General features: G+C 50.5%; 21 protein-coding genes, 2 tRNA genes and 2 pseudogenes. 12 read left to right on the forward strand and 13 right to left on the reverse strand.

Features of this window, described 5'->3' with window-relative positions; translation table 11 throughout:
* Position 1: 1 nt before the first annotated feature.
* Both uvrC and uvrY read right to left on the reverse strand, forming a co-directional pair.
* Positions 2–1,840, reverse strand: a complete 1,839-nt coding sequence (uvrC, locus tag BLU64_RS00345; protein WP_026743042.1) for an excinuclease ABC subunit UvrC — start codon at positions 1,838–1,840, stop codon at positions 2–4.
* Complete coding sequence (uvrY, locus tag BLU64_RS00350) at positions 1,833–2,489, reverse strand: UvrY/SirA/GacA family response regulator transcription factor (RefSeq protein WP_026741054.1); 657 nt, start codon at positions 2,487–2,489, stop codon at positions 1,833–1,835. Before uvrY ends, uvrC begins: the two co-directional genes overlap by 8 nt.
* Before the next feature lie 626 nt (positions 2,490–3,115).
* On the opposite strand from uvrY, the gene BLU64_RS00355 reads away from it, so the two are divergent.
* Positions 3,116–3,340 carry a DUF2594 family protein gene (locus tag BLU64_RS00355; protein ID WP_026743043.1) on the forward strand — a complete coding sequence of 75 codons (225 nt, stop codon included), beginning with the start codon at positions 3,116–3,118 and terminating at the stop codon, positions 3,338–3,340.
* A gap of 317 nt (positions 3,341–3,657) precedes the next feature.
* Here the strand turns inward: BLU64_RS00355 and BLU64_RS00360 are convergent.
* A tRNA-Lys gene (locus BLU64_RS00360) sits at positions 3,658–3,733 on the reverse strand.
* A 350-nt stretch (positions 3,734–4,083) separates the two neighbouring features.
* On the opposite strand from BLU64_RS00360, the gene cycA reads away from it, so the two are divergent.
* A complete protein-coding gene (gene cycA / locus BLU64_RS00365; RefSeq protein WP_026743044.1) occupies positions 4,084–5,490 on the forward strand; it encodes a D-serine/D-alanine/glycine transporter in 1,407 nt (468 codons plus the stop codon).
* A 130-nt stretch (positions 5,491–5,620) separates the two neighbouring features.
* Here cycA and BLU64_RS00370 read toward each other — a convergent pair.
* A pseudogene (locus BLU64_RS00370) lies at positions 5,621–5,887 on the reverse strand (LysR family transcriptional regulator); the annotation flags it as partial.
* A 371-nt stretch (positions 5,888–6,258) separates the two neighbouring features.
* On the opposite strand from BLU64_RS00370, the gene BLU64_RS00375 reads away from it, so the two are divergent.
* From BLU64_RS00375 to BLU64_RS00385, 3 genes and pseudogenes are all read left to right on the forward strand, one after another.
* Positions 6,259–6,334 (forward strand) — tRNA-Asn (locus BLU64_RS00375).
* 163 nt (positions 6,335–6,497) lie between these two features.
* Positions 6,498–6,837: pseudogene (locus tag BLU64_RS00380) on the forward strand (Arm DNA-binding domain-containing protein); the annotation flags it as partial.
* A gap of 138 nt (positions 6,838–6,975) precedes the next feature.
* Complete coding sequence (locus tag BLU64_RS00385) at positions 6,976–7,644, forward strand: HAD family hydrolase (protein WP_074727630.1); 669 nt, start codon at positions 6,976–6,978, stop codon at positions 7,642–7,644.
* 59 nt (positions 7,645–7,703) lie between these two features.
* Here the strand turns inward: BLU64_RS00385 and BLU64_RS00390 are convergent, their stop codons facing one another.
* From BLU64_RS00390 to BLU64_RS00420, 7 genes are all read right to left on the reverse strand, one after another.
* The gene (locus BLU64_RS00390; RefSeq protein ID WP_026743047.1) at positions 7,704–8,954 is read right to left on the reverse strand and encodes a vWA domain-containing protein; all 1,251 of its coding nucleotides are present in this window, start codon (positions 8,952–8,954) and stop codon (positions 7,704–7,706) included.
* A gap of 341 nt (positions 8,955–9,295) precedes the next feature.
* Positions 9,296–9,871, reverse strand: coding sequence for a TerD family protein (locus tag BLU64_RS00395; protein ID WP_026743048.1), 576 nt, complete (start codon positions 9,869–9,871; stop codon positions 9,296–9,298).
* Positions 9,872–9,971: 100 nt separating this feature from the next.
* Complete coding sequence (locus tag BLU64_RS00400; RefSeq protein WP_074727632.1) at positions 9,972–10,550, reverse strand: TerD family protein; 579 nt, start codon at positions 10,548–10,550, stop codon at positions 9,972–9,974.
* Between the two features lie 52 nt (positions 10,551–10,602).
* Entirely contained in the window at positions 10,603–11,646 is a 1,044-nt protein-coding gene (locus BLU64_RS00405; RefSeq protein WP_026743050.1) for a TerC/Alx family metal homeostasis membrane protein, read from the reverse strand.
* Positions 11,647–11,673: 27 nt separating this feature from the next.
* The gene (locus BLU64_RS00410) at positions 11,674–12,129 is read right to left on the reverse strand and encodes a tellurite resistance TerB family protein (protein ID WP_026743051.1); all 456 of its coding nucleotides are present in this window, start codon (positions 12,127–12,129) and stop codon (positions 11,674–11,676) included.
* 22 nt (positions 12,130–12,151) lie between these two features.
* Positions 12,152–13,324 carry a TerD family protein gene (locus tag BLU64_RS00415; protein ID WP_074727634.1) on the reverse strand — a complete coding sequence of 391 codons (1,173 nt, stop codon included), beginning with the start codon at positions 13,322–13,324 and terminating at the stop codon, positions 12,152–12,154.
* Positions 13,324–13,911, reverse strand: a complete 588-nt coding sequence (locus BLU64_RS00420; protein WP_026743053.1) for a TerD family protein — start codon at positions 13,909–13,911, stop codon at positions 13,324–13,326. Before BLU64_RS00420 ends, BLU64_RS00415 begins: the two co-directional genes overlap by 1 nt.
* Before the next feature lie 321 nt (positions 13,912–14,232).
* Here BLU64_RS00420 and BLU64_RS00425 point away from each other — a divergent pair, with 321 nt between their 5' ends.
* The 6 genes from BLU64_RS00425 to BLU64_RS00450 all read left to right on the forward strand — a co-directional run bounded on the left by BLU64_RS00425 (position 14,233) and on the right by BLU64_RS00450 (position 20,694).
* Positions 14,233–15,327 carry an ATP-grasp domain-containing protein gene (locus BLU64_RS00425; protein WP_026743054.1) on the forward strand — a complete coding sequence of 365 codons (1,095 nt, stop codon included), beginning with the start codon at positions 14,233–14,235 and terminating at the stop codon, positions 15,325–15,327.
* On the forward strand, positions 15,317–16,459 hold the full coding sequence (locus BLU64_RS00430) for a phosphoribosyltransferase domain-containing protein (protein ID WP_036153062.1): 1,143 nt from the start codon (positions 15,317–15,319) through the stop codon (positions 16,457–16,459). Before BLU64_RS00425 ends, BLU64_RS00430 begins: the two co-directional genes overlap by 11 nt.
* The gene (locus tag BLU64_RS00435; protein ID WP_026743056.1) at positions 16,452–17,225 is read left to right on the forward strand and encodes an HAD family hydrolase; all 774 of its coding nucleotides are present in this window, start codon (positions 16,452–16,454) and stop codon (positions 17,223–17,225) included. Before BLU64_RS00430 ends, BLU64_RS00435 begins: the two co-directional genes overlap by 8 nt.
* Complete coding sequence (locus BLU64_RS00440; RefSeq protein WP_074727636.1) at positions 17,226–18,305, forward strand: cysteine protease StiP family protein; 1,080 nt, start codon at positions 17,226–17,228, stop codon at positions 18,303–18,305. It begins immediately after the preceding gene.
* Positions 18,305–19,261, forward strand: coding sequence for an HpcH/HpaI aldolase/citrate lyase family protein (locus BLU64_RS00445; RefSeq protein WP_026743058.1), 957 nt, complete (start codon positions 18,305–18,307; stop codon positions 19,259–19,261). The genes BLU64_RS00440 and BLU64_RS00445 overlap by 1 nt, the downstream gene beginning before the upstream one ends.
* A gap of 959 nt (positions 19,262–20,220) precedes the next feature.
* On the forward strand, positions 20,221–20,694 hold the full coding sequence (locus tag BLU64_RS00450; RefSeq protein WP_026743059.1) for a hypothetical protein: 474 nt from the start codon (positions 20,221–20,223) through the stop codon (positions 20,692–20,694).
* Positions 20,695–20,989: 295 nt separating this feature from the next.
* On the opposite strand, the gene BLU64_RS00455 is transcribed toward BLU64_RS00450, so the two are convergent.
* Both BLU64_RS00455 and lysM read right to left on the reverse strand, forming a co-directional pair.
* Positions 20,990–21,385, reverse strand: a complete 396-nt coding sequence (locus BLU64_RS00455) for a YidB family protein (RefSeq protein ID WP_026743060.1) — start codon at positions 21,383–21,385, stop codon at positions 20,990–20,992.
* Positions 21,386–21,429: 44 nt separating this feature from the next.
* Complete coding sequence (gene lysM / locus BLU64_RS00460) at positions 21,430–21,879, reverse strand: peptidoglycan-binding protein LysM (protein ID WP_026743061.1); 450 nt, start codon at positions 21,877–21,879, stop codon at positions 21,430–21,432.
* Between the two features lie 827 nt (positions 21,880–22,706).
* Here lysM and BLU64_RS00465 point away from each other — a divergent pair.
* Positions 22,707–24,119, forward strand: a complete 1,413-nt coding sequence (locus tag BLU64_RS00465) for an MFS transporter (RefSeq protein WP_175527791.1) — start codon at positions 22,707–22,709, stop codon at positions 24,117–24,119.
* Positions 24,120–24,189: the final 70 nt, after the last annotated feature.

Genomic DNA, 24,189 nt, shown 5'->3' on the forward strand with positions numbered 1-24,189 from the left:
CCTAGTGTTTCAATGCATAGTAAATTTTTTCTGCCAAAGCGGAAGAAATGCCCGGCACATTAGCAATTTCTTCGATGCTGGCATTCTGAAGCGGTTGCAGCCCGCCCATGTACTTAAGCAACGTTTGACGACGCTTCGGCCCTACGCCCTCGATCAATTCCAGACTACTGGTATTTTTGACCTTAGCTCTCTTCTTACGATGGCCGGAGATAGCGTGGTTGTGGGAATCATCACGGATATGTTGGATAACATGCAGTGCAGGCGAGTCCGGCGGTAAAGCAATGCCCTCTCCCCTAGCCTCCAGAAACAGCGTTTCCAACCCGGCTTTTCGATCGCTTCCTTTCGCAACACCGAGAAGCAGCGGCTTCGTCTTATCCCAGGGAACCTGTAATTGATCGAAAACGGCTTTCGCCTGACCTAACTGCCCTTTCCCACCGTCGATGACGATGACGTCCGGAATTTTACTGTCATCCAGCGCCTTGCCATAACGCCGTTTCAATACCTGCGTCATCGCTGCGTAATCATCACCTGGCGTGATCCCGGTAATATTATAGCGTCGATACTCAGAACGGAGCGGTCCATTGGCGTCGAAGACCACGCAGGAAGCGACCGTTTGCTCTCCCATCGTGTGACTGATATCGAAACATTCCATTCTTTTGATCGCAGGCAGTTGCAGTACGCTGGCTAAAGCAGTCAACCGTTGATGGATGGTCGATTGCTGAGAGAGCTTGCTGACCAGTGCGGTGTTGGCATTAGTTCGCGCCAACTTGAGATAACGAGCGCGGTCGCCACGCGGACGGCTTTGTATTTGCACTTTACGCCCGGCAATGTCGGTCAATGAATCCGTCAAGAGCTTTTGTTCAGGCAGCGAGAAATCCAACAGGATTTCTGTAGGCAGCGTCCGGGAAATACTGCCCTGGAGGTAAAATTGCCCCACAAAGGTTTGGACGACCTCAGCCAGCTCAGTGCCTCCCGGAATTTTGGGGAAGTAACTGCGGCTGCCAAGCACCTTGCCCTGGCGAACGAACAAAACATGCACGCAGGCTAGCCCCGCATCGAAGGCAACGCCGATAACGTCCAGGTCTTCACCATCGCCCGCACCGGAAACGAACTGTTTTTCCGTTACCCGGCGCACAGACTGAATCTGGTCGCGTATCCGCGCCGCCTCTTCAAAATTTAGCGTCTGGCTTGCGGCTTCCATCTGGCCTATCAGACGCGTCAACACCTGCTGGTCTTTACCCAGCAAAAAAAGTCGAACGTATTCTACCTGCTGACGATATTCTTCATCGCTGATCAGCCCTGAAACGCAAGGCCCGAGACAACGACCAATCTGATATTGCAGACACGGACGGGAGCGATTGCGATAAACGCTATCTTCACACTGACGAATAGGAAACAGTTTTTGCAGAAGCATCAAGGTTTCGCGTACTGCATTCCCGTTGGGAAAAGGCCCAAAATACTCGCCTTTCGCATGCTTCGCGCCGCGATGGATGGATATCCGGGGATGCTTGTCTGAACTCAGAAAGATAAGCGGATAAGATTTATCATCGCGCAGCAACACGTTGTAGCGGGGTTGATAGCGCTTGATGTAGGTATGTTCAAGCAGTAAGGCTTCCGTTTCGGTATGCGTGATCGTCACATCGATCTGGTGAATGCATTTGACGAGCGCCTCCGTCTTGCGGCTACCTACGTTGCGACGGAAGTAACTGGAAAGACGCTTTTTCAGGTCCTTTGCCTTACCCACGTAGATAACCGTATTGTCAGCATCATACATACGGTAAACCCCAGGTTGGCTGGTTACCGTTTTCAAAAACGCCGGGGCATCAAAGCTTTCACTCACTACTGGTCAACGTCTCCGCATTAAAAAGACCGTGCCGGATGGCAAGGTGGGTCAACTCCACGTCCCCGCTGATATTCAGCTTGCTGAACATTCGATAGCGATAACTGTTCACCGTCTTAGGACTGAGGTTCAGTTTATCTGAAATCTCGACCACTTTCTGCCCCTTAGTGATCATCAGCATAATCTGTAATTCGCGATCGGAAAGGCATTCCAGGGGCGTTTTTGTTTGCGGAGCCAGCTGACTCAGCGCCATCTGCTGAGCGATGTCAGAGGCGATGTAACGTTTACCGGCATGAACAGAGCGGATGGCGCAGATGACTTCCTGGGGCGTCGCGCCCTTGCTCAGATAGCCTGCCGCGCCAGCTTGCATCACCTTAGTGGGAAGAGGACTCTCTGTATAAATGGTCAGCATAATGACTTTTATTTCAGGAGAAAATCGCACGATTTTGCGTGTTGCTTCCAGACCGCCGATACCCGGCATGTTCATGTCCATCAGGACAACGTCCACGCTATTGTTGCGACACCACTTGGCCGCATCCTCACCACACGCGGCCTCGCCTACCACCTTGAGGCCTTTGATGTCGTCAAGAATGCGCCGTATCCCTGCCCGCACCAATTCATGGTCATCAACAAGAAAAACGCTAATCAAAGAACAATTCTCCAAAAAGAGAGTAACACTTAAAATTGCTAATTCCCGTGGTGATACTCTATGGCTTAATTACGATGAATACACTTTTCCATCAAAAATGTATTTTTATTGACTCTGTGTAATAGATTTCATATTGGTTATATGTTCTCGCGACGTCAACAGCAACCTGTTTGACTACGATACATCATGATTATGACAAAAACCGGATTTTTAAGGGAAAGGGGCTATAGCCACTTTAAAATAAAAAAACAATGCCAAATCAACATATTAAGAATAATCTTTCTACATATATATGTTACGACTCGGCTTATAGGTCGATTATAGCCTCACTTGTGCCTCAGGGCGACTATTTTCTACAGCATAAAATGCACCCTAAAAATACCAAAATAGTGCCATAGAGATACATTTTTTTGGTATTAAAGCTTAGAGATACATTTATGAAAATATAACCACCGGCGAAATAGTCCCTCTAATTCCATATATAAAAACAGGCCATTCATTAACTGAAACCGTACTGAGATTACCTATGTTATAATGCGGCCCAATTTTTTGGTATGTCCGTCATTTCAAGGTATTGACGACATAACAGATCAATCTTACTGGACTTATCTTTATAAGGAGTAAATATGAATAAGGCCGATTTTTCGACAGAAACCTCTGTCGAAGCTCTCGCTCATGAGGTGACCTGTCTTAAAGCCGTACTAACGCTGTTGCTGAAATCCATCGGTCAGGCCGATGCCGGTAAAGTGATGGTGAGAATGGAAAAATATATTGAACAGTTGGAAGATCAAAATCAGTCTGCGGTTCTAAGTCATACGATGAAACAAATTAAAACGGTTTACCGCAGATAACCTTCTCCTGCCGGTCAGTATCTGCCGATCGGCAAGACATCCTTCGCTTTGGCTCGATTCGTACATAAAGAATCACGACGGTGCACTCTTACCCCAAGCATGCTGATGAAAGCGCTCATCCCCAAAAACAGTACAGAGACGATCGGTTTCCTTATTACACGCTTAACATTCCAAACACATATTAGAAATAAAACACATTTTGTATATCAATAAAAATTGATAAATAGTGAGTAATTTTATTCTTTAGAGAAAGTAAGGGGGAAATATAATGAATTACGAGGTGTTGATGGAGTGTTGGTGGAGTGTTGGTGGAGTGTTGGTGGGTCGTCGGGGGCTCGAACCCCGGACCAATTGATTAAGAGTCAACTGCTCTACCAACTGAGCTAACGACCCAACGGGGACGGATTATTACCTCCCCATCGCTTTCTGTCAAACAGTTCTTATTATTTTTTTACCCCAAAGACGAGAAGGAAATTGAATTGGTGATAAATCACAGAATGGCTGGTCTCTTCAACGCCAGATGCTTTATCTTTATATTGTTTGACCGCGCCTAAATCTTGATTGCTAATATTTTCGCCTTCCTGAGCATTATTTCATCATGGTTCAATCACATCATTTTCTCTCCATATAATCATCGCCGTCACAGTGTGATATTATTGCCTGCTTTCAACATAAAAAGCCAAGAGCCACTTAAGAGCTCAATAAAACACCACATCACGGACAAGAACAGGAAACATACTTGAATGTCTGAACAATCCAAAACGGGTACCCAGACCGCCGAAGCGAATCCGCATGGCGACCTGCGGAGAAACCTCAACAACCGACACATTCAGCTCATTGCTATCGGGGGGGCGATCGGTACCGGTCTTTTCATGGGATCGGGAAAAACAATCAGCCTGGCCGGCCCTTCTATCATCTTCGTCTACATGATCATCGGCTTCATGTTGTTCTTCGTTATGAGGGCGATGGGTGAACTGTTACTCTCAAACCTGAACTATAAATCCTTCAGCGACTTTGCCGCGGATTTATTGGGCCCCTGGGCCGGCTTCTTCACCGGTTGGACGTATTGGTTCTGCTGGGTCGTCACAGGGATCGCCGACGTTGTAGCCATCAGCTCCTACGCCCAGTTTTGGTTCCCCGGCCTATCACAGTGGATATCCTCCTTGCTGTGTGTTTTGCTCCTGTTAACGCTGAACTTGGCGACGGTAAAACTCTTCGGCGAAATGGAGTTCTGGTTCGCCATGATTAAAATCATCGCCATCGCCGCCCTGATTATCATCGGCGCCGGACTAGTCTTTATTCACTATCCGTCCCCCTCAGGAAATACCGCCTCCTTCACCAACTTATGGAGCCACGGCGGCATGTTTCCGCAGGGTATTACCGGCTTTTTTGCGGGTTTCCAGATTGCGGTGTTTGCCTTTGTCGGCATCGAGCTGGTGGGGACCACCGCCGCCGAGACCAAAAACCCTACGGTCGTTCTGCCGCGAGCTATCAACGCTATTCCCATCCGCATCATCATGTTTTATGTTTTCTCGCTGGTGATGATCATGTCGGTTACCTCCTGGGATCACATTGCGTCCGACCGCAGTCCGTTCGTTGAGATGTTTATTTTGGTCGGTCTGCCTGCAGCGGCCAGCGTCATCAACTTTGTCGTACTGACTTCCGCCGCATCCTCCGCCAACAGCGGCGTATTTTCCACCAGCCGCATGCTGTTCGGGCTAGCCAAACAAGGTGATGCTCCGCGACGTTTCAGTGTGTTATCAAAGCGCGCCGTCCCCTCTGCCGGACTCCTTTTCTCCTGCACGTGCATGCTGTCCGGCGTCGTATTGATTTACCTTATCCCGAACGTGATGACGGTGTTCACGTTAGTCACCACCGTTTCGGCGATTCTGTTTATGTTTATTTGGAGCATCATCCTCTGCTCATATCTTGCCTACCGTAAACAGCGACCACAGCTACATGAAGCGTCCCAATATAAAATGCCGCTGGGCAAATTGATGTGCTGGGTCTGCCTTGCTTTCTTCGCATTTGTTTTGGTATTGCTGACTCTTCAACCGGATACGCGTCAGGCGCTTATCGTTACCCCCGTATGGTTCCTGGTCCTGACCGTCGCTTACATCCTGATGCGTAAGAAAAAACAGCACGCCTGACCAACAACGGCCATGTAACCCGAACGCTTCATGGTCGATTAGATATCTAAAAGGATTGTCATATCAGGTGGGCAAGACGAAAAACGGCCGGCAATGGATGATTGCTGGCCGTTTTCATTTTTCAGACGTTAACAGTTTGGCGCACTCCATTAACGGCCGTCTTAGCTTGTTCGCACTGGTGTAAAATGGCTTGCGCATGGGAATATAAAACTTTACCAGCATCAGTTGGGGTAACGCCACGGCGACTGCGCACCAGCAATTGCTGTTCAAGCTCGCTCTCCAACGTGGCGACTTGTTGACTCAGCGCGGGTTGCGCAATGTGCAGCAACTCTGCTGCTTGCGTGAGGCTACCGATATCTACAATTTTCACAAAGTATTTGAGCCGTCTCAGATTCATGCGTACCTCCAGAATGGTTACCTCACAAGAGGTAGCAAGAACTACGCCAAATCAAAAATTTTTGGTAAAAAAAAGTGTTATGGGACTTAACTGACTTAAAAATAAGTAAAAGCAATGGTCCAGGCGTGTGGCGTTTCCCTCTCCTGACTGGCATATTCGAACCCAGCCAACCGAACTGCACCGTGATAGTGCATTCACTGCCACGGTGAAGTGCATTTCCTCTACTGCCGCCGTAGTATTCCTGATCAAATATGTCCACTAAATCCGAAAATTCAACGGGTTGGTTATAAGTTCATCAAACAAACATGGAGATACGTATCTTGCTTTGACAAGGCCCGCCGCTGCCGCTATTATCCTCCGCACTTACCGATTCCTCTGTAGTTCAGTCGGTAGAACGGCGGACTGTTAATCCGTATGTCACTGGTTCGAGTCCAGTCAGAGGAGCCATTTTCCTGTTTTCATGCATCCCTGCGAATCCCTATTTGCACATTTGATTCAAGAGGTTAGCGTGAAAGCTCTTCCCGATGTATTTTCATTTCCCCCTCTGCATCGGGCAAGATAGGTGGTCTGATTTGGGGTCATTTCAGCTCGATGACGGAAAGCCCCCCAAATGTCTCTTAACGACACAAAAAATCCGCAGCTTAAAACCATCCGCTAAACCCTTCAAAGTTTCCGATTCTCGCGGCCTGTCCCTTTTGGTCAATCCCCGCGGCTCACGTCTCTGGTATCTCAAATATCGTATCAATAGAAAAGAATCCCGCCTCGGCTTGGGTTCCTATCCTGATGTCTCTCTGGCTGATGCTCGTCAACAGCGCGACGGTATTCGTAACTTGCTGGCGCAGAACCTCAATTCGGCGCAACAACGTACCGCTGAGCAGGCGGCGCGTCCACCGGTTAAGCATTTCAATGCCGTGGCGCTGGGCTGGCATAAAAGCAACAAGACATGGTCATAAAACCAAATTTTATCGCGCCTGAGTCGAGTCAATGGGCCATTGAGAGAAAGACGGTTAGAATGGCGTATTCACATTGTAAAAGTGCTGCTTCCCGAGTTTAAAGGTAGCAGCGTGACTCATGGAGTAGATGGACAGATGGTAAATGAGGTCGTAAACAGCAGTAATTCTCTCTCAGTCTTTGATTTCGACGGAACGCTCACCAAGCGTGACAGCTTTATTCCCTTTTTACGCTTTGCCTTTGGAAAACGTATTTTTGCAAAGCGCCTTGTCCGTCTTGTGATCCCCACGCTGAAATGCATAGGCCGCAGGATCACCCGTGATGAACTAAAAGAAGTTTTGATCCGCACCTTCCTGACTGGCATCGAAGCCCAGTGGGTTGAGCAGAAAGCCGTTGAGTTTTGTGATAAATACTGGGACCGTCTGATGCGCCCTTCAGGCCTGACTGCCGTGGCTGCGCAGGTCGACTCCGGCGTCATTGTGACGATTTGCTCGGCTTCACCCTCGATCGTGCTACAGCCCTTTGCCGATAAGTTAGGAATCCGTTTGATAGGGACAAATTTAGACGTCAAAGACGGCGTGCTGACGGGCCGTATCCGTGACCGCAACTGCCGGTGTGCGCAAAAAGTGGCAAGACTGGAGGCTGAGTACGGGCCGCTTTCTTCCTATCATCTGCGGGCGTGGGGCGATACCCGTGGTGATTATGAGATGCTGGCCGCGGCGCAAGAACCCTACTGGCGGCATTTCCACAGTGCCTGGGGGAGACGTAAACCTCCCATCGCCAAAATTAAAGGCCTACGTCACTAGCCCCGTAGGGGCTCATGTTCAGACATTAAAATGAAACCATCGCCAACAAAGGCTTATGATTAAGCAAAAAGGGCTTCTTTTCTCGCAGTCTGGTTCCAGTCGTTAAATTCTTCGAGCAGCAAATCGTAGAGTTTCTCATCACTCATTTTTGCAAAATCATCAATCGGGAAGAAGTGAGTGTTATCAATCCGGCGATCGGTAAAATCATCCAACTGCTCAAGAATGCCATAGTGGCTGCCACCCAGACCGACAAACTTCCAGAAAATGGCATGATTTGCCGAACGGCGGATTGCATCTTTGATGGCTCGGGTTTTACTGATTCCCCCGTCAGTGATGAACACCACATAAACCGGTAATTGACTGTCTTCGAAGAAATCGACGATTTCTGTCATGCAGGGCGGTTCGTTATTAATGCCGCCTAGCCCCGGTAACAACTCTCTTGAGCCACGTTTGCCGGTTTTTTGGATCCGCTCGATATAGCCATCCAGATTATCCAGCGTCACGTCTTCATATTTTTGATGTTTCGCTGCAAATCCCCAGACATCCATGGCCCCGTCGTCATCAAATTGCACTGCCAGCACTGCAATACGATCTAGTACAGCCTGCACATGACCTTTCTTAAACTCACTATTCATGGAACCTGAAGCATCCAGCACAAACGCCACCTTTGCTTTAACCGATTGGAGGTTAAATTTTTGCAGACTGACGCTGGCATTTTTAGCCAAACTGACGAGCCGTGGCGATTTTTCCTGTACACGTTTTTCCAAACTTACGGTCGGATTTGCAGGTATCGGGGCGGCAGTGGGCGATAACACGTCAACCCCGTAATTGAGGGCCAGCGGCTCAAGCCCTCCATTGAAGCCCTGCCCCTGTGCCCTGAATTTCCAGCCACCATTGTACCGATATACCTCACCCAGAATTAGAGCCTTTTCAGTTCTTCCGGCCAGAGGCGACACACTGAACGTCGCACTACCCTCAACATTCAGCTGAATACGCTGTAAGCCTGAGACAGAATCCGCGCCGTCGATCGCCAACGCAATGGCAATTTTCGAGATATCGCTGTCGATACAGTTAAGGTCTAGCGTAAAGATGCCACATTCCCCTGATGAGGACAGGTTGACGCTTCCGTTCGATGTCGAGGGCTGATTGAAGAAAATGAAATCATTATCTCCACGTACCTTATTCTGAGCCGTAAGCATGAAAGCGGAAAGATCGATATCACTGCGAAATGTTGCTGTTTTTGGATGCAACACAGAGATGCGTAACGCGCTTTGGTTTAACGCGATGTTTTGCCCGGATTGTAATTCCATGTCTGACAGTCCTGTTTTCAGTGAAAGATTATTACGCAGCTGTAACACGAACAGGCATTCGTCTTTTGTCTGTTGGTTCGCAAGAGTGAATAACAGAGGAGTGAAATCACCAAAGATCTGAAAGCGTTTTCCTTTCCCGCCTGTAAACGGGTTATCTGGCGGTAGTGCTGCCGTTCCACGGCAATGATCGCGAAAGGAATACCCCCTGCGCACCGATAATGAGGGAAATTATTCCCGTCCCTTCATCATTTTTTTGCCCGGTATGTAGCAAGCTTTATCCTTTTTTTATAAAAAAAAAGCCCCGATGTTTTACCAACGGGGCTATCAGGTTTACGTGAACGTTAAATGTTCACGCCGTGCTGTGAAGCCAAGGCGGCTAAACCACCCGCAAAACCCTGACCTACCGCTTTAAATTTCCACTCAGCGTTGTGACGATACAGTTCGCCAAACACCATTGCAGTTTCAGTAGATGCATCTTCCGACAGATCGAAACGGGCAATTTCAGTGCCGTTGTCGTTGTTGTAAACACGCATATAGCTGTTGCTAACCATGCCGAAGTTTTGTTTACGCGCTTCCGCATCATAAATAGTCACAGCAAACACCAGCTTTTTCACTTCAGCAGGGATTTTAGCCAGATCAACTTTGACCTGCTCATCATCGCCGTCGCCAGCACCGTCACGGTTATCACCCATATGGTTTACGGAACCGCAGGTGCTGGTTTTGTTGTTAAAGAAAATGAAAGAGGCATCAGAGATGACTTTGCCGTCATCCCCAACCATGAAGACAGACGCATCAAGGTCAAATGCTGCACCATCGGTCACGCGAGCATCCCACCCCAAACCGGCCATCGCGACATTCATAGTCGGCGCTTCTTTCGTTAAGGATACGTTACCGCCTTTAACCAGTGATACTGCCATTTTTGAACTCCTGTAATAATTTAATATTTATAAAAGCAGGCGGCGAAAACCGCCTGTTGGGTTACGACAAAAATGCCGTTGCAACGTGACGTTAAGTCAATTAAGACGCGTTGATACCGTACTGCGCGCAAACAGACGCCAGACCCCCAGCGTAACCCTGGCCTACAGCACGGAATTTCCATTCGGCGCTGTGACGATACAGTTCACCAAACAGCATGGCGGTTTCGGTTGAGGCATCCTCAGTCAGGTCATAACGAGCCACTTCCTGTTGATTGTCATCATTCACCAAACGAATGAATGCACCGGAAACCTGACCGAAACTTTGACGACGGGCCGTTGCGTCATGGATAGTCACCACGAACACAATTTTGTCCACGTCAGCAGGGATCTGGTCGAGTTTGATTTTCAGGGCTTCATCATCACCGTCGCCTTCGCCGGTACGGTTGTCGCCAGTATGCAACACGGAACCGTCGGTGGATTTCAGGTTGTTATAGAAGATGAAGTCCGTATCGCCGCGTACTTTACCGTTGCTGTTAAGTAGGAATGCCGAAGCATCAAGATCGAAGTCCTGACCGTCAGTAGAGCGAGCATCCCACCCCAGACCGACCAACATATTTTTCATTGTTGGCGCTTCTTTGCTCAAAGAAACATTACCGCCTTTAGAAAGAGAAACACCCATAATTCTATCCTCAATGGTTAACGCGATTAGTCAAAGTGAAGGTCTTGGGGTCTTAACCCTCTTTACCTTCCTCAGCATCAGCTTTTCCAGGGAACAACACGCTGACAATAATACCCACAGCCAGTACCCCTAGAACAACGAAAAGACTCGCATTGGCAGAGATATTGTAGCCGTGGTGCCACAGATGATCGGTCGCATTCAGCCCCAGTTTCACACCAATGAAAAACAGCAGCACAATGACGGCTTTTTCGAGGTGGGCCAGGTACTGCTTGAGCGCTTCCAGTACAAAGTACATAGTACGCAGACCGAGAATAGCGAACATCATGGCGCTGTACACAATCAGCGGCTCGCGGCTTACAGCGATAACAGCGGGTACGGAGTCGAAAGCAAACATCACATCGGACAGTTCCACAACCGCAAGACAAAGCATCAGCGGGGTTGCGTACAGAGCCGCTTTGCCCGCGCGGCCGACTTTAATGTCTTTGTTTTCTGGTTTTGCCAGTTCAACATCAACTTCTTTCTGGCTTAACAGGAACGCGTGCCCTTTCAATTTCGGCCAAATCGGGAAGAAACGCTTCACCATACGGTAGGCAATATGCTGGGAGTAATCTTCAATTGCGTCATCGTCGTCACCGCTTTTCAGCATCATGACCGCCGTCCACAGAACGACTAAGGCAAAGACGATTTCAACCCATGGCCCCAAGGTCAGCAGGCTGGCCCCGATAGCCACGAAGATCCCACGGAAGACGATGGCGCCAATAACCCCCCAGTAAAGAACACGGTGGCGGAGATTATCCGGCACTGCGAACCAGGAGAAGATCGCCATCATCACAAAGAGATTATCAACGGAGAGGACTTTCTCCAGTGCATAACCGGTGACAAACAGGCTGGCGACTTCAGCGCCGTGATGAACATAGAGGAAACCGGCGAAGGCCATCGCCACCACGATCCAGAACACGGTCCAAAGCGAAGCGCTCTTCAAAGAAATCGGTTTGTCATGACGATGCATGAACAGGTCGATAAAGATGGCCCCGACAGACAGTAAGACAAAAACGATGACCGTTTCTGCCGGGAAACCAATATGCGTGGATACCATAATGAGTCCTTAACCCAGAGTATAAAATTAAAGGCCGAATTCAGCCGGAGTAAAGCCCAACGCCAGTGCTATTTCTCTTACAGCCGTTTGTTCAGACTGATCGAAGTCACCATCACTTTTTGCTACGGCGATACCGACGCGAATGGCCAGCTGTGCCGCTTCCGGCTGATCTTTGAGCGCAAGAATGTATTTCATGGTTTCGCCTTTACCAATTTCGTAATCGAAACTGAAGCTGGCCACCAATTCATTGAAGAACGCGATCACTTCTTTAGTCTCGAAAACTTTCAGTTCAGGTGAAGCCTGGAGAAAACCAATCATTTTTTGTTTTTCTTCGGAGCTCACACCATCACTGGTGACCGCGATTCGAGCACAAACAGCCACGGTACCCTGCATGAATTTTTTGTTTTTAAAGCGTCCGACCTGTTTGGTCAGTTCATCGCGACCGGCACTGAACGCGCCTTTCATTTTGTTAAAGAAACTCATTATTCCACCCTTAGGATTTAAATTATTTTGAACCGGCAGACCAGCGAAACCCCCAACCCAGCGCTTTATCCATGTCTCTGTGTCCACTGAAGAATTGGTTGATTCGTTCAACCTTGATGGTCCCATTTTCATTCACCAGACGGGCGATCGCACACATATTGTGGCGGTTAGACCCTTCGGTTAAGCGTGTTTCAATCGGGGGTTGTTCAGGAATATGCAACGTCACGACGCCGTCCGTTTTATCCCAACTTGCCACTCCTTCATAAATGAAAGCATAGATCAGCACCTGTCGGACTTTCTTCCATTCACCGCCGTTGACATATAACCACTCGCCGTCATTCACCTGCCCAGTGCGGTCATCCCCCTGTAATTCAACGAAAGGCTCTGAATTCAATCGGCCAAAGTTGTTTCCAAGCGCCTGAACAACCCCTTTCGAGCCATCCTGAAGTTCAATAAATGCGCCTAAATCCAGATCGATTCCCTTGGTTTTACTGAACATCCCGCCAAACATGCCGCTAGGTGCCTGTCGGTCCCGACTCCAGTTAAGGTTAATTTTAATTTCGCCGAAATTATCCCGCTTAGCCAGGCTGATGGAGGGCTTTTCTTTGGTCAGGGAGACTTTACTCAAACTGATTTTTGCAGGCTCCGACTTCGGTTGTGGAACCGGTGCAGGCTCAGGTGCCGGCGCCGGCGCCGGCGCTTCAGAAATGTCTACCCCGAAATGTTCAGCCAGCGGTTTCAGACCGCCGTTAAAACCTTGCGCGATAAAGCGGAATTTCCATTCGGCGTTACGGCGATAAATTTCGCCGAGGATCAGCGCGGCCTCCTGGCGACCAGACACATCCACATGACCGGTCAGCAAAACGTTGCCGTTCGACTCGACCTGGATAGAGAGATGTTTCAGGCTGGAAAGCGTGATATTGCCGTCACACGTTGCGGTGAAGGCCAGCTTTTGCACTTCGGGGCGAAGACGGCCGATATCGACCGTAAAGGCCGTATCTGTACCGGCACCGGAGAGTTTTACGGACGCGTCGTCGTTGACGGGTTGCCCATAAAACACCATATCCGGGTCGCCCTGCACTTTACCTGATGCATATAGACGGAACGAAGAGGCGTCGACCGGAACGCCAGAAAGAACGCGCACTGTCAGCACCTGTGATGGAATGGGGGCATTGCCCCCCGGCGTCATCGTCATCACCGCACCACCGTAGCAACAATGTCAGCCTGCATATCGTCTATGGTGCGGCCGGTAGAGGCTTTACCGTGTGCGGTGAAGTCCCAACTGCCGCCCTTGCGTGCCAAGGAGGCAATGATAATACCGGTATGCGAGCCTTGTTCAGTGAGCTGATACCGAGCCAGCTCTTTGCGGGACTGATCGACAACGCGGCAAAAAGCGTTGTCGACTTCATTAAAGGTTTGACCACGGAAGCTATTAACCGTGAAGGCAAGATACTCCACCTGTGAAGGTAAGCGGGTCAGGTCTACGGTGATGACTTCATCATCGCCGTCTCCTTCGCCGGTCAGGTTGTCGCCCTGATGAACAACGGAGCCACAGCTTGATTTAAGCTTGCGGAACCAAATGGTATCGATAGCATTGCCAGCGTTATCTAACAGAACGCAGCCTGCGTCTAAATCAATAGAGTCGGTGCCTCCCCCCAGCAGGTTACCGAAAAATCCTTTTTTCTTTTTCAAAGGATCCCAGCCTAAACCAAATTGCAGCTGGTTTAATGATGATGTTTCTTTGCTGAGTGAAACAGTTTGATTTTTGCTTAATGAAACCATTATTCATTCCTTCAGAAATAGGTTAATTCATTATTTTTTAAAATCTAGAATCCTCGTACTGAAAAATCATATCATGACGAAGTTGCACGAGGGATACATTTTTGACACACTTTGAAAAATATAAATTAACCAGATGATTTTAAGTAATATTTCTTAAATTTTTTACGTTTTTTTACGAAGTAGAATCCGTTTTTTAAACAAAAAATCGCAAATTATCATTTCGACAAAATTAATCATATTATGATTGACATGTGTATAAAGCGTCCCCTAGACTCGTTCCTGGAAATCTCCCCTCAACTCATCCTGGGAAATATAAAGCCGATGGGTCACACAATCTGGTTCATGGAAGGTCTATCGTCACAGCGCGATCTAATTTTAGGCGTAAAAGACTTTTTTAAAGGAACGAATAAAGAAATTAACGTTGTTGCCTCTCATCGCAACAATCGAAATGAGATCCTGTCTCTGGCTGATATTGCACTCATTGAACCCGCTGATGATGAACAGCGTTTAAGCTTCATCGAAACCACCATAGATAATTATGGTGTTCAGGTCATTCATGCCGGCCACAATAGCCCGTGGTTCGAAGCCCATCGTCGGGAAATTGAATCCCTTGGTGTTTCCCTCACCACAGGTGCCACCAGCACCGCGATGTTGGCGCTGGCAGACGACAAAGTCCAGTTTGCCTTGACCATGGAAGCCCAAGGCCTGCCCGTTGTCCCTTCGACGCGAATTGAGAGCGCGGAAGCCCTTCGCCATCAGATCGAGTGCAACACCCACACCACAGAGGATAAACCGTTACTTTGCGTAAAACCGGTCACCGGCATTTATGGCATGGGATTCTGGTGCTTCGATGACAATGCCACCCCGATGTCTGCGTTTATCCATCCTAACAGCCGTAAAGTGCATCCTGAGATGTATTTGCATGCGTTGGAACAGCAGGGAAATTTTGAACCGCTGGTTCTTATGCCTTATCTGCCCGGTCCTGAGTACTCCGTCGATATGTTGGTTGAAAAAGGTCACGTCATCGCGGCCGTCGCCCGCCGTAAAGAAGGGGCGTTGCAATATATTGAGCAATCAGGCCCTGCCTATGAACTGGCTAAAAAGTGCGCGCGGATTATGCAGGCCGATGGCCTGGTAAACGTACAAACACGCAACAACGATCGGGGTGAACCCGTCCTCCTTGAAATCAACATGCGGCCATCGGGAGGCATCGGTTATACCCGTCACAGCGGTGTAAACCTGCCCGCGCTTTTTGCCCTGCGTCAGCTTGGGCTAATCGAGGAACCGCAGGCCAAATTGCTTGCTATTGAAAGCTTTTCCCCCGCCGTTGTCCGTTCTATGACTGACGTCATTAGATACAACCCAATTCTCGATAACTTGTCAGCCAGCCAGGGGGCGTATAGCCATGACGATTAATGAACAACCTGTCTATCGCAAAGAACTGTCCGGTGGAACGCTCACGGTCACCCCAACTAACGGCACAACACTGCCATTAGATTCACTCTTCGATATCGCCGAGCGGCGTAATCCCAAGCGGGCTTTTCTCTTTGTCAGTAAGGTGCTAGGTCGACATATTCCTACTTCGCCTTCCATCATGCGCTCAGCCTACCGGCAACTCGCGCAGCAACTCCCTGCCGATTTGCCGCAGCCAGTGCTCTTTATCGGCATGGCGGAAACGGCCGTAGGGCTGGGCGCAGGCGTATTTGATGAAGCGGCGAAGCTTTTCGACGATGCAGTTTATCTGACCTCAACACGCCATCCCGTCGACGGCGAGCTGATGTGCGAATTTAAAGAAAATCACTCACACGCCACCGATCACCTGCTCTATTACCCGGCGGACCCCGCGCTTCGTGATCATGTCAGCAATGCCCGAACGCTGGTGCTTATCGATGATGAAGCCACGACGGGAAGGACATTTATCAACCTGCTGGAAGCGCTGCGAACGGAAGCGGGTCTGTCCGCCGTAGAACGCGTCGTCACCGTGACGTTAACGGACTGGAGCGGAAACGCCATCACAGAACAGTGCCCGCTGCCCGTCACACGGGTTTCTCTCGCACAGGGAGACTGGCGCTGGGAAGGGAAACCGGATGCCCCCGTCCCCGTGATGCCAAATGTGAACGTCACAGCATCAGGCCGCGTGGCCATCACCGGCAAGCAAAGCTGGGGACGTCTGGGCATGGCTACACCCGCAAGAGATTTGGGGATAACACTCACGGCGTCAGCCGGAGAAAAAGTCTTAGTGCTAGGTTCTGGAGAATTCGTCTGGGAACCTTTATTGCTGGCAGAGCGTCTGGAATGCCAAGGCGCAGAAGTCAGATTCAGCAGCACAACGCGCTCACCCATATCCACCGGTTTTGCCATTGAGTCTGCCATTGCCTTTACGGATAATTACGGGCTGGGCATCCCGAATTTTGTCTATAACGTTGCTCATCAGCAATTTGACCGCATTCTTTTGTGCATCGAAACTCCGCAGGAGAGCGTAGATCCCGCCCTGCTTGCTGCCTTAAGCGCTGTAGCGCCATCCGTTGAGGTAATCGTTTATGAATAAACCGGTGGTTTTCTCCGATCTCGATGACACGCTATTCCAGACCCGCAGGAAAATGGTGGATGAACTGGCGCTTGAGCCCTATCGGACGGGTGCTTTAGACCGAACCATGACAGCCCGCAGCTTTATGACCGAAGAACAATCCATACTGGTGGACTGGCTACTTGAACATGCAGATTTCATCCCGGTCACTGCCCGGGGTACGGAAGAGATTAGCCGCGTCACGATCCCATTTCGCTCATGGTCCATCGTGACTCACGGAGCCGTCATCCTGACGCCGGAAGGAAAACCTGACGAAGCCTGGAAAGCACAGATGCTGGACAGCCTGGCGGCCTATCGGGAACAACTGCTTACCATGCAGCGCGACATCACCGCGCTGATGGAAGCGCGCGGCATTCAGGGTTGGGCGCGTATCAATTATGAGTATGACAACACCCCGGTATATTTGGTGATGAAGCACACCGATAGCACCAAACTGGATGAACTTTATACCCTCGGCGATGAAATCGAAGCCGCCTTCCCGACAGAAGGTTTTTATATTCATAAAAACAGCAACAACATTGCCTGGCTACCCACACCGGTAGAAAAAGGACTCGCCACCCAGTATTTGCTAAACAAACTGCGTGCCCAACGCGGCGTTTTTCCTGTCATAGGTCTGGGAGACAGCCTGAGCGATCATCGTTTCATGAAGCTATGCCACTGGTTTGGTCTGCCTCGTCAGAGCCAGTTTGCCGAACAAATCAGCCGTCATGTTTTCGGAGAGAAATAAATGCAACCCTTTGCCCCTTTTTCCGGTTCTTATTTGTCTGACGACGTTCACTTTCTTCTCAAGCCAGTTGAAATAGAAATGACGCCCGTCGACCAGAAAGAGCAGCTTATTCAGTCCGGAGCCAAGCATTACTCCGAGATGCTAAGTCAGGAGCCTGAGCCGACTGGCTGGCATCTGGATTTATTTACCCGTGCGTTGGATCAGGGTGCTGATCGTCTGGCGAGAGAAGTCGTGATGCTGGCGAAAGCCCTGGCCGATCGCTTTGGCGATACGCCCATTGTGTTGGTCAGTCTGGTGCGGGCTGGCGTGCCTCTTGGCGTGATGTTGCATCAAACACTGCGAGACATGGGCAAGCAGTCTTACCACTATGGCGTCAGCATCATTCGGGATCGCGGTATTGACGAAACGGCCATGGACTGGATTGAACGCCGGCACGGTACAGAAGGTGTGGTATTTGTCGATGGCTGGACAGGAAAAGGGGCGATTACGGGCGAACTTCGGCGCTCGCTCGCATCACGAACCGGGTATCCGCAAGACCCTCGCCTTGTTGTATTGGCTGACCCCTGCGGTGTCTCCTGGCTCGCCGCCAGCGATGATGACTGGTTAATCCCCTTCGGTATTATGGGCGCCCCCGTTTCAGGGCTTATCTCCCGGTCTATCTGGTCATCAGAGGGGTTACACGGCTGCGTTCAATGCGAACACCTCCGTCGGTTTGAGTGCAGCCGTGAACTGGTCGACACGGTAGCCGATTGCCGCCGATCTCTCGATTTAAACACGATCCCCGCGAGCCAGTGGAACCCAGCCGAGTTTGTACCGCTGAAGTCGCAAAGTGAACAGGTCATCGGGTCGCTGGCTACCGAATACAATATTGACAGCATCAACCGGATCAAACCCGGCATCGCTGAGGCCACACGGGCGGTATTACGCCGGGTGCCGGAGCACGTTCTCGTCCGTTCGGTTAACGATCCTGACGTTGCCCTACTGGTGTATTTGGCCCGTGAAAAAAATATTACCATCACTGAGGTCGGTGATCGCATTGGGCAGTACCGTGCCGTCACCATCATTAAAAAGGTTCACTGATGACAAAGAGACTATCGCCTTACCGGCTGGGCGCCACGCTCTACATGCCTGCAACGCGTTCTGATATTGCCAACAGCGTGCTCAATAATGACATTGAAGGACTGCGTTCGATTGTTATTTGTCTGGAAGACGCGGTGAGTGAGGCTGAGGTGCCTGCTGCCATGGATAATCTCAAGCAGGTATTGGCGGCATTACGCTCCGCTAAGGCTGAGGGACAAGGCGCTGAATGGCCCTTGGTGTTTATTCGTCCCCGCCACGTCGAGATGGGCCGTTACCTGACGCGCTCTTTAGATTTGTCGCCGGTCGACGGACTTGTGTTGCCCAAGTTCACCCTTGCCTCCCTGCCTCACTGGTGGGACATCATGAAAGACACACACCTCTGCATGATGCCGACGCTAGAAACTGAAGACGTCTTCGACGTTATGCGGATGCACGAACTCGCCACGACGCTGGTGGCGCATCCGTGTCATGACCGGATCATTGCGCTGCGTATTGGCGGAAATGACCTGATGAACGTCATTTCGCTGCGCCGTCCGCGCAATCTCACGCTGTATGACGGCCCGATGGGGTACGTTATCAAGATGCTGGTGGCCGTTTTCGGCTCACGCGATTTTTCACTAACTTCGCCGGTCTGCGAACACATTGACGATCATAACGTGATGGAGCAAGAACTGGCTCTTGATATGGCCCACGGACTGGTCGGCAAAACCGCCATCCATCCGAACCAGATTGCCAAAATTGAGCGAGCGCTGATGGTGACGCCAGACGACCATGCAGATGCCCTGCGGATCCTTAACTCGAGTCAGGCTGTCTTCAAATCGCAAGGTGCTATGTGCGAACCGGCCACCCACCGTCGTTGGGCATCAAGGGTGCTCGAACAGGCTCAGATTTATGGCATTACATCGGAAAATACGCCGGAAGGTGTGCGACTGGTGACACTGACCCATCAACATTGAGGGGAGTGCCCTTGGGGTTAAGATTGCGCAAATCGATCGGTATCGTTCTGGGCTTGCGCGTAAATTTTAGTCATGTCACCCCATAGCTGAGCATGGGGTCACAGGACGTCTCCGTCAGCAAACGCTGTACCAAGGCGGGCCTGAGTTATCGTTCCGACCTGGATAAAGCCGCCCATTCGTCATCACAGAGCACGGATGAGAACACAATGGCACGACTTCGGGTACGCGACGCGTTATCCCTTAACGAGCCTATATTCACCCCTTTCCCCACTTTGGGTGGGGACTGACCATGAATGAACGAGCAAAAATTGATCCTACGTTATTATCAGCAACAGCGTATGACGTGGGCAGAACACCATGCCCTTGGGCGATTTGTGGCGGCCGAACTTCAATAACTTGACGATAATCGTTCCGATATACTCAGCAGGATTTAGTGCTGGCGGATACCGCTTCTATTTAACAGCGTGCTGAGCAAGCCTGATCTCCACCGGCAACAGGGGGCGCTTCACAGAGCAAAACCGCCCAATTGATTATTTTTCTGCCCGTCGATTTACCTAAAATAGAGGTTATTCCTGATAGGCTCTAGGTCGTTAAGGCAAAGGGATGAGAACTCACTGAGATGGCGTTCAACCCAAACGCTGTGTGAGACTTTTACGGTCTGTTCATGGTTGTCTGATGAACTGGCGCGGATCGTTCTGAGCACACGACTTTTTAAACATGTCATCGTGCCTGGCTTCACCCTGCGCCTCAGCGTGAAGACCGATGATTTAGAAATGAAGTAGAAGTAGATGTTGTCCTGGGTATCGACCCGCGGCAGCAGTCCGAGTTCAACTTCAGCAACACGGTTCAGATTGGTCCGATAGCAGCACCCGAACGATTTCACCTAGCGAGAAACATGACGATAACCTGTATTTTCTAGGATATTGAGCCATCACAACAACAGTAGGCAATCACCATTTATGCAACTTAGTACACGACAGGCACGCATTTATCGGTTAGTCATTTTGTTAAGCTCAGGCACGCCAGTACCGACCCAAAAGATCATGACTCAGCTTACCTGTTCCGAGCCCACTTTAACGCGTGCGCTAAGAGCGTTACGGGAAACATACTCTGCCGAGATTAGATACAGTAAAGCGACTCACTCGTATCAACTTGTTGAGCCTGGATTGCTGGATAAAAAAACGATTCGTCTCATGAATGAAGCACTGAACTCTCGTGCTGATATCAAAGCGGGCAAAACTGTCAGCAAAGTGTCACTGGATAAAGAAAAGAAAAAGGCGGTATCGCTATCTTTGCGCATGTCCGTGTTACGTAAAATAGATCAACTCGCCATGCTGGTGGGAACGACGCGAAGCGATATTGTCGAACTTCTGGTTGATCACTCTATTGCTGAGCTTTCTGCAAGGCTGTCCAAACGGGATACCTCTCACTAACACACATCTCTGAGCTTACCGGCTCTTGTAATTTGCATTTCCCGGCGGTCATTGTGGTGGTTTTGAGTGGACTGATCCTTCCCCTTTTAGGAATAGGGCCTGACCGGTTTACGACGGGTAGCCTCATACCTATGCCAACTTCTGCTTCTCGCACAAAGCCGACAGTCCTTGGGGTATGCTGATCACGGCGATGAGCAAGCCGTTGACATTAGGTAACCAGGTTAGCTGATGATCAATGACAGGCCTGATTAGAAGCCCGTCATTGACTGAGAGTGGATACTCATATGACGAAAACCTAACTGAATAGCTTACCTTTCAGCAGATTTAGACCCGCAGAGACCAGATCGCCATGGGCCGGCGTTTCGCCCTGCGGTGACAGACCATCGACGATTTTTGGCAAGTATTCGGCAATCAGCGCCGAGGCAGTATGCAAATCAACGCCCAGTTTCGCGCCAAGATCTTGCAACGCAGGCGAACCAAACACCGAAGTGATCTGTTCACTATTCACCGACATATTGCTCTGCTGACTGAGCCACGACTGGAAAATTTCACCTAAGCCGCCGTTACGAAATTTTTCCATAATGCCTTGGATACCGCCCTGCTGTTCAACCCAGGTCATGATCGCCTGTAGTTGTTCAGTCTTACCGGCCTGCCCGCCGAGCATGCCGCCAATTTGATCTAATAATCCCATGACAAACTCCCTACAATCATTGCTACAAATCTCTGATTTACGGCCTACTTCGTCGGAATAATCAGAACCTGACCCGGATAGATTTTGTCAGGATGCGTCAACATCGGTTTATTGGCTTCGAAAATACGCTGATAGTCATTGGCGGTACCATACATCGCTTTAGAGATCGCGCTCAGGGTGTCGCCGGATTTTACCGTGTAATAACGGCTCTCCGCCCCGCTTTGCGATACGGTGACACTATCGTTGACTTGGCTAACCCCGGTAACGTTCCCTACCGCCACCAGAATTTTTTCTTTATCTTCCTGTGAGCCAACGTCGCCCGTCACCGTTGCGGTACCATCGTCCGCGATGTCAATATTGACCTTTTCAGCACCAGGCAGATTAAGGCTATCAATATGTTTTTTTAGTTTCTCTGCCTGGTCTTCCTTGCTACCGCCGGATACGGCATCCCAGATTTTCTCGCCCGCTTCTTTCACAAAACTTAATAAACCCATCGATCCCTACCTCCATTACTGTTTCACAATGAAAATCACATAAGACCTAATAACCATATACCAATATACTCAAAAGCGCAGGGGATGCGCTTGGATACCTCTGTCATCACCGCAACAGTGAAAGATAAATATCAACGTCATCTGTTTCGTGCCACGACAAAAACACCAAGACGTTAACGTTCGAAGCGGACACAAAGTCGCCTCAAAACATTTGGGGCCGTTATCAACAGAAACGGACTAACTTGCCTTGGCCATCAGGGTCAATATGATGACATCACTCGCAGAAATGTTTATTAAACAAGGAGAGCCTTTCCATAGTCATCTTCATGACGAGATTTGTCGGCAGGGCGAAGAAATATGGGCTGAATGTCGCAAACCGTGATAGCGGGTAAACATCGTCCTGTGGATTTGATGTGAAGTCGGTGCTGCCAGGCACTTCGGGTTTGGGTTGCAGGGCAAATTTTATGATTCAAGAACGGCTACGCATCGACTCGAAAGGGGCGTATGACTTAATTTGCCGAATAAAGCATCAGCATCGTTTTTCTCTTAATGCCCTACCGGCGTTATAACGCTAAAAAAACGCGACATCATCCAAAAGGGCTTGTGTGTGATCCCTGGCGCTCTATCTCCTATTCCGCTCCCTCCGCGCATACGCTCACAGCCCGTAGGTTGATGAGCGAACAAACCGTTTGGTTGATCTCTGTTGAAAAGAGAGACCATAATGAGACCACAGGGAGGCCCAGCGCTTCCCTGTGGTTTTTTACCCCCTTTTCAACGCATTCTTTCTGATGATAAAAAAGTGCCGCTCTCGTTATCACGACGACGGTATGGAGATGTTCGTAGCGATGAAACCTTCGTCAACTGCACAGACTTCCATCCCCTCTCAGGAAGAGGGTCTACCCGGTTCGCGGCGGGTGTGGGCTGTCCTGTCCGTCTCACTGGCTGTCGTGCTAAGCGTACTGGACGGCACGCTGGCGAATGTCGCACTCCCCACCATCGCGCATTCTTTGAATGCCAGCGCGCAAACCTCGGTATGGGTGGTCAACGGCTATCAGCTGGCTATCATCGCCACGCTGCTGCCGATGGCCGCACTGGGCGAATTCATCAGCTACCGTAAAGTTTTCAGCGCGGGCGTGGTGGTTTTTACGCTGTCATCATTGGGATGCGCAATGGCCGACTCCATGTCGGGCCTGATCGCCGCGCGCGTCATCCAGGGCGTGGGCGCGGCAGCCGTCATGTGCTGTACGTCGGCGCTGTTGCGCCATACCTATCCGGCGAAAACGTTCGGCCGGGGACTCGCGCGCAATGCGTTTGTCGTGACCGCCTCCTCTGCCGCCGGGCCTTCCATCTGCGCCGCAGTGCTCTCCGTCGCCCCCTGGGAGTGGTTATTCGTGATCAACTTTCCCATCGGGATTTTGGCGCTAGTCTGCGCCCGTGCGCTGCCCATGACGCCGCGTCAGCCGCGCAAATTCGACCTCCAGGCCATCGTGCTCAATGCGTTGGGCATGAGCCTCGGCGTGATCGGTCTCAACCAGCTCAACGAATCCCCCGCGCTGGCCTTGACGCTGATTCTGTCTGCGGCGCTATGCCTGTGGCGGTTGGTGAAGCGCTGCCTCGGCGACGAGTCGCCCTTGCTGCCGCTCGATCTGTTCAAGATCCCGCGCTTTCGCTGGGCGATCGCCGCGTCATTTTGCATGTTTGCGGCACAAATGTGCGCATTTGTCGCCCTGCCTTTTTACATGCAGCATTCGCTCGGCCGGACTATCGTGCAAACCGGTCTGCTGATGACAGCATGGCCCGTCGGATCGTCTTTGGCGAATCTCGGCCTGTCCTCGTTCGTCGATAGGGTTCAGGCAGGTAGCCTGTGCGCCACTGGTGCCGGTCTACAGATTATCGGGCTGATACTGATTGTGGCGTTGCCGCACGGCACTAGGGATCTCTGGCTGCTCTGCGGGCTGTTTTTAGCCGGCGTCGGGTTCGGTTTTTTCCAGTCGCCTAACAGCCGCGACATGCTGTCTGCGCCACCGCGCAGCCGCAGCGGAGCCGCGGGCGGGATGCAGGCGGCCGCCCGCGTAAATGGACAAGCTTGGGGTGCCGCGTTGGCCGGGTTGTGTTTCTCTCTGTCCGCCAGCGAAGGCGATGATCTTGCCCTGTCGGCATCGATCGGCTTCAGCCTGATTGCACTACTACTGAATCTGCGGCGGCGTCGGTTGTTTCAGACCGCTCCGCTGGCGGATTAAAGAAACCGCGTAGGCCCCCGGCGAACGACCGACGAATGTCGAGAGATCGCCGCGAAGTCACGTGAATGGC

The organism is Lonsdalea quercina, assembly GCF_900107885.1.
GTDB lineage: Bacteria > Pseudomonadota > Gammaproteobacteria > Enterobacterales > Enterobacteriaceae > Lonsdalea > Lonsdalea quercina.

Bases quoted from the DNA above. Each gene is read 5' to 3' on its own strand.
- BLU64_RS00435 (WP_026743056.1), top strand. From the start codon at position 16,452: ATGAATAAACCGGTGGTTTTCTCCGATCTCGATGACACGCTATTCCAG.
- BLU64_RS00455 (WP_026743060.1), bottom strand. From the start codon at position 21,385: ATGGGATTATTAGATCAAATTGGCGGCATGCTCGGCGGGCAGGCCGGT.
- BLU64_RS00400 (WP_074727632.1), bottom strand. From the start codon at position 10,550: ATGGGTGTTTCTCTTTCTAAAGGCGGTAATGTTTCTTTGAGCAAAGAA.
- BLU64_RS00410 (WP_026743051.1), bottom strand. From the start codon at position 12,129: ATGAGTTTCTTTAACAAAATGAAAGGCGCGTTCAGTGCCGGTCGCGAT.
- BLU64_RS00405 (WP_026743050.1), bottom strand. From the start codon at position 11,646: ATGGTATCCACGCATATTGGTTTCCCGGCAGAAACGGTCATCGTTTTT.
- BLU64_RS00425 (WP_026743054.1), top strand. From the start codon at position 14,233: ATGGGTCACACAATCTGGTTCATGGAAGGTCTATCGTCACAGCGCGAT.
- BLU64_RS00355 (WP_026743043.1), top strand. From the start codon at position 3,116: ATGAATAAGGCCGATTTTTCGACAGAAACCTCTGTCGAAGCTCTCGCT.
- BLU64_RS00395 (WP_026743048.1), bottom strand. From the start codon at position 9,871: ATGGCAGTATCACTGGTTAAAGGCGGTAACGTATCCTTAACGAAAGAA.
- BLU64_RS00450 (WP_026743059.1), top strand. From the start codon at position 20,221: ATGCAACTTAGTACACGACAGGCACGCATTTATCGGTTAGTCATTTTG.
- BLU64_RS00420 (WP_026743053.1), bottom strand. From the start codon at position 13,911: ATGGTTTCATTAAGCAAAAATCAAACTGTTTCACTCAGCAAAGAAACA.
- BLU64_RS00440 (WP_074727636.1), top strand. From the start codon at position 17,226: ATGCAACCCTTTGCCCCTTTTTCCGGTTCTTATTTGTCTGACGACGTT.
- BLU64_RS00465 (WP_175527791.1), top strand. From the start codon at position 22,707: ATGGAGATGTTCGTAGCGATGAAACCTTCGTCAACTGCACAGACTTCC.
- BLU64_RS00390 (WP_026743047.1), bottom strand. From the start codon at position 8,954: ATGGAATTACAATCCGGGCAAAACATCGCGTTAAACCAAAGCGCGTTA.
- BLU64_RS00445 (WP_026743058.1), top strand. From the start codon at position 18,305: ATGACAAAGAGACTATCGCCTTACCGGCTGGGCGCCACGCTCTACATG.
- lysM (WP_026743061.1), bottom strand. From the start codon at position 21,879: ATGGGTTTATTAAGTTTTGTGAAAGAAGCGGGCGAGAAAATCTGGGAT.
- cycA (WP_026743044.1), top strand. From the start codon at position 4,084: ATGTCTGAACAATCCAAAACGGGTACCCAGACCGCCGAAGCGAATCCG.
- BLU64_RS00415 (WP_074727634.1), bottom strand. From the start codon at position 13,324: ATGACGATGACGCCGGGGGGCAATGCCCCCATTCCATCACAGGTGCTG.
- BLU64_RS00385 (WP_074727630.1), top strand. From the start codon at position 6,976: ATGGTAAATGAGGTCGTAAACAGCAGTAATTCTCTCTCAGTCTTTGAT.
- BLU64_RS00430 (WP_036153062.1), top strand. From the start codon at position 15,317: ATGACGATTAATGAACAACCTGTCTATCGCAAAGAACTGTCCGGTGGA.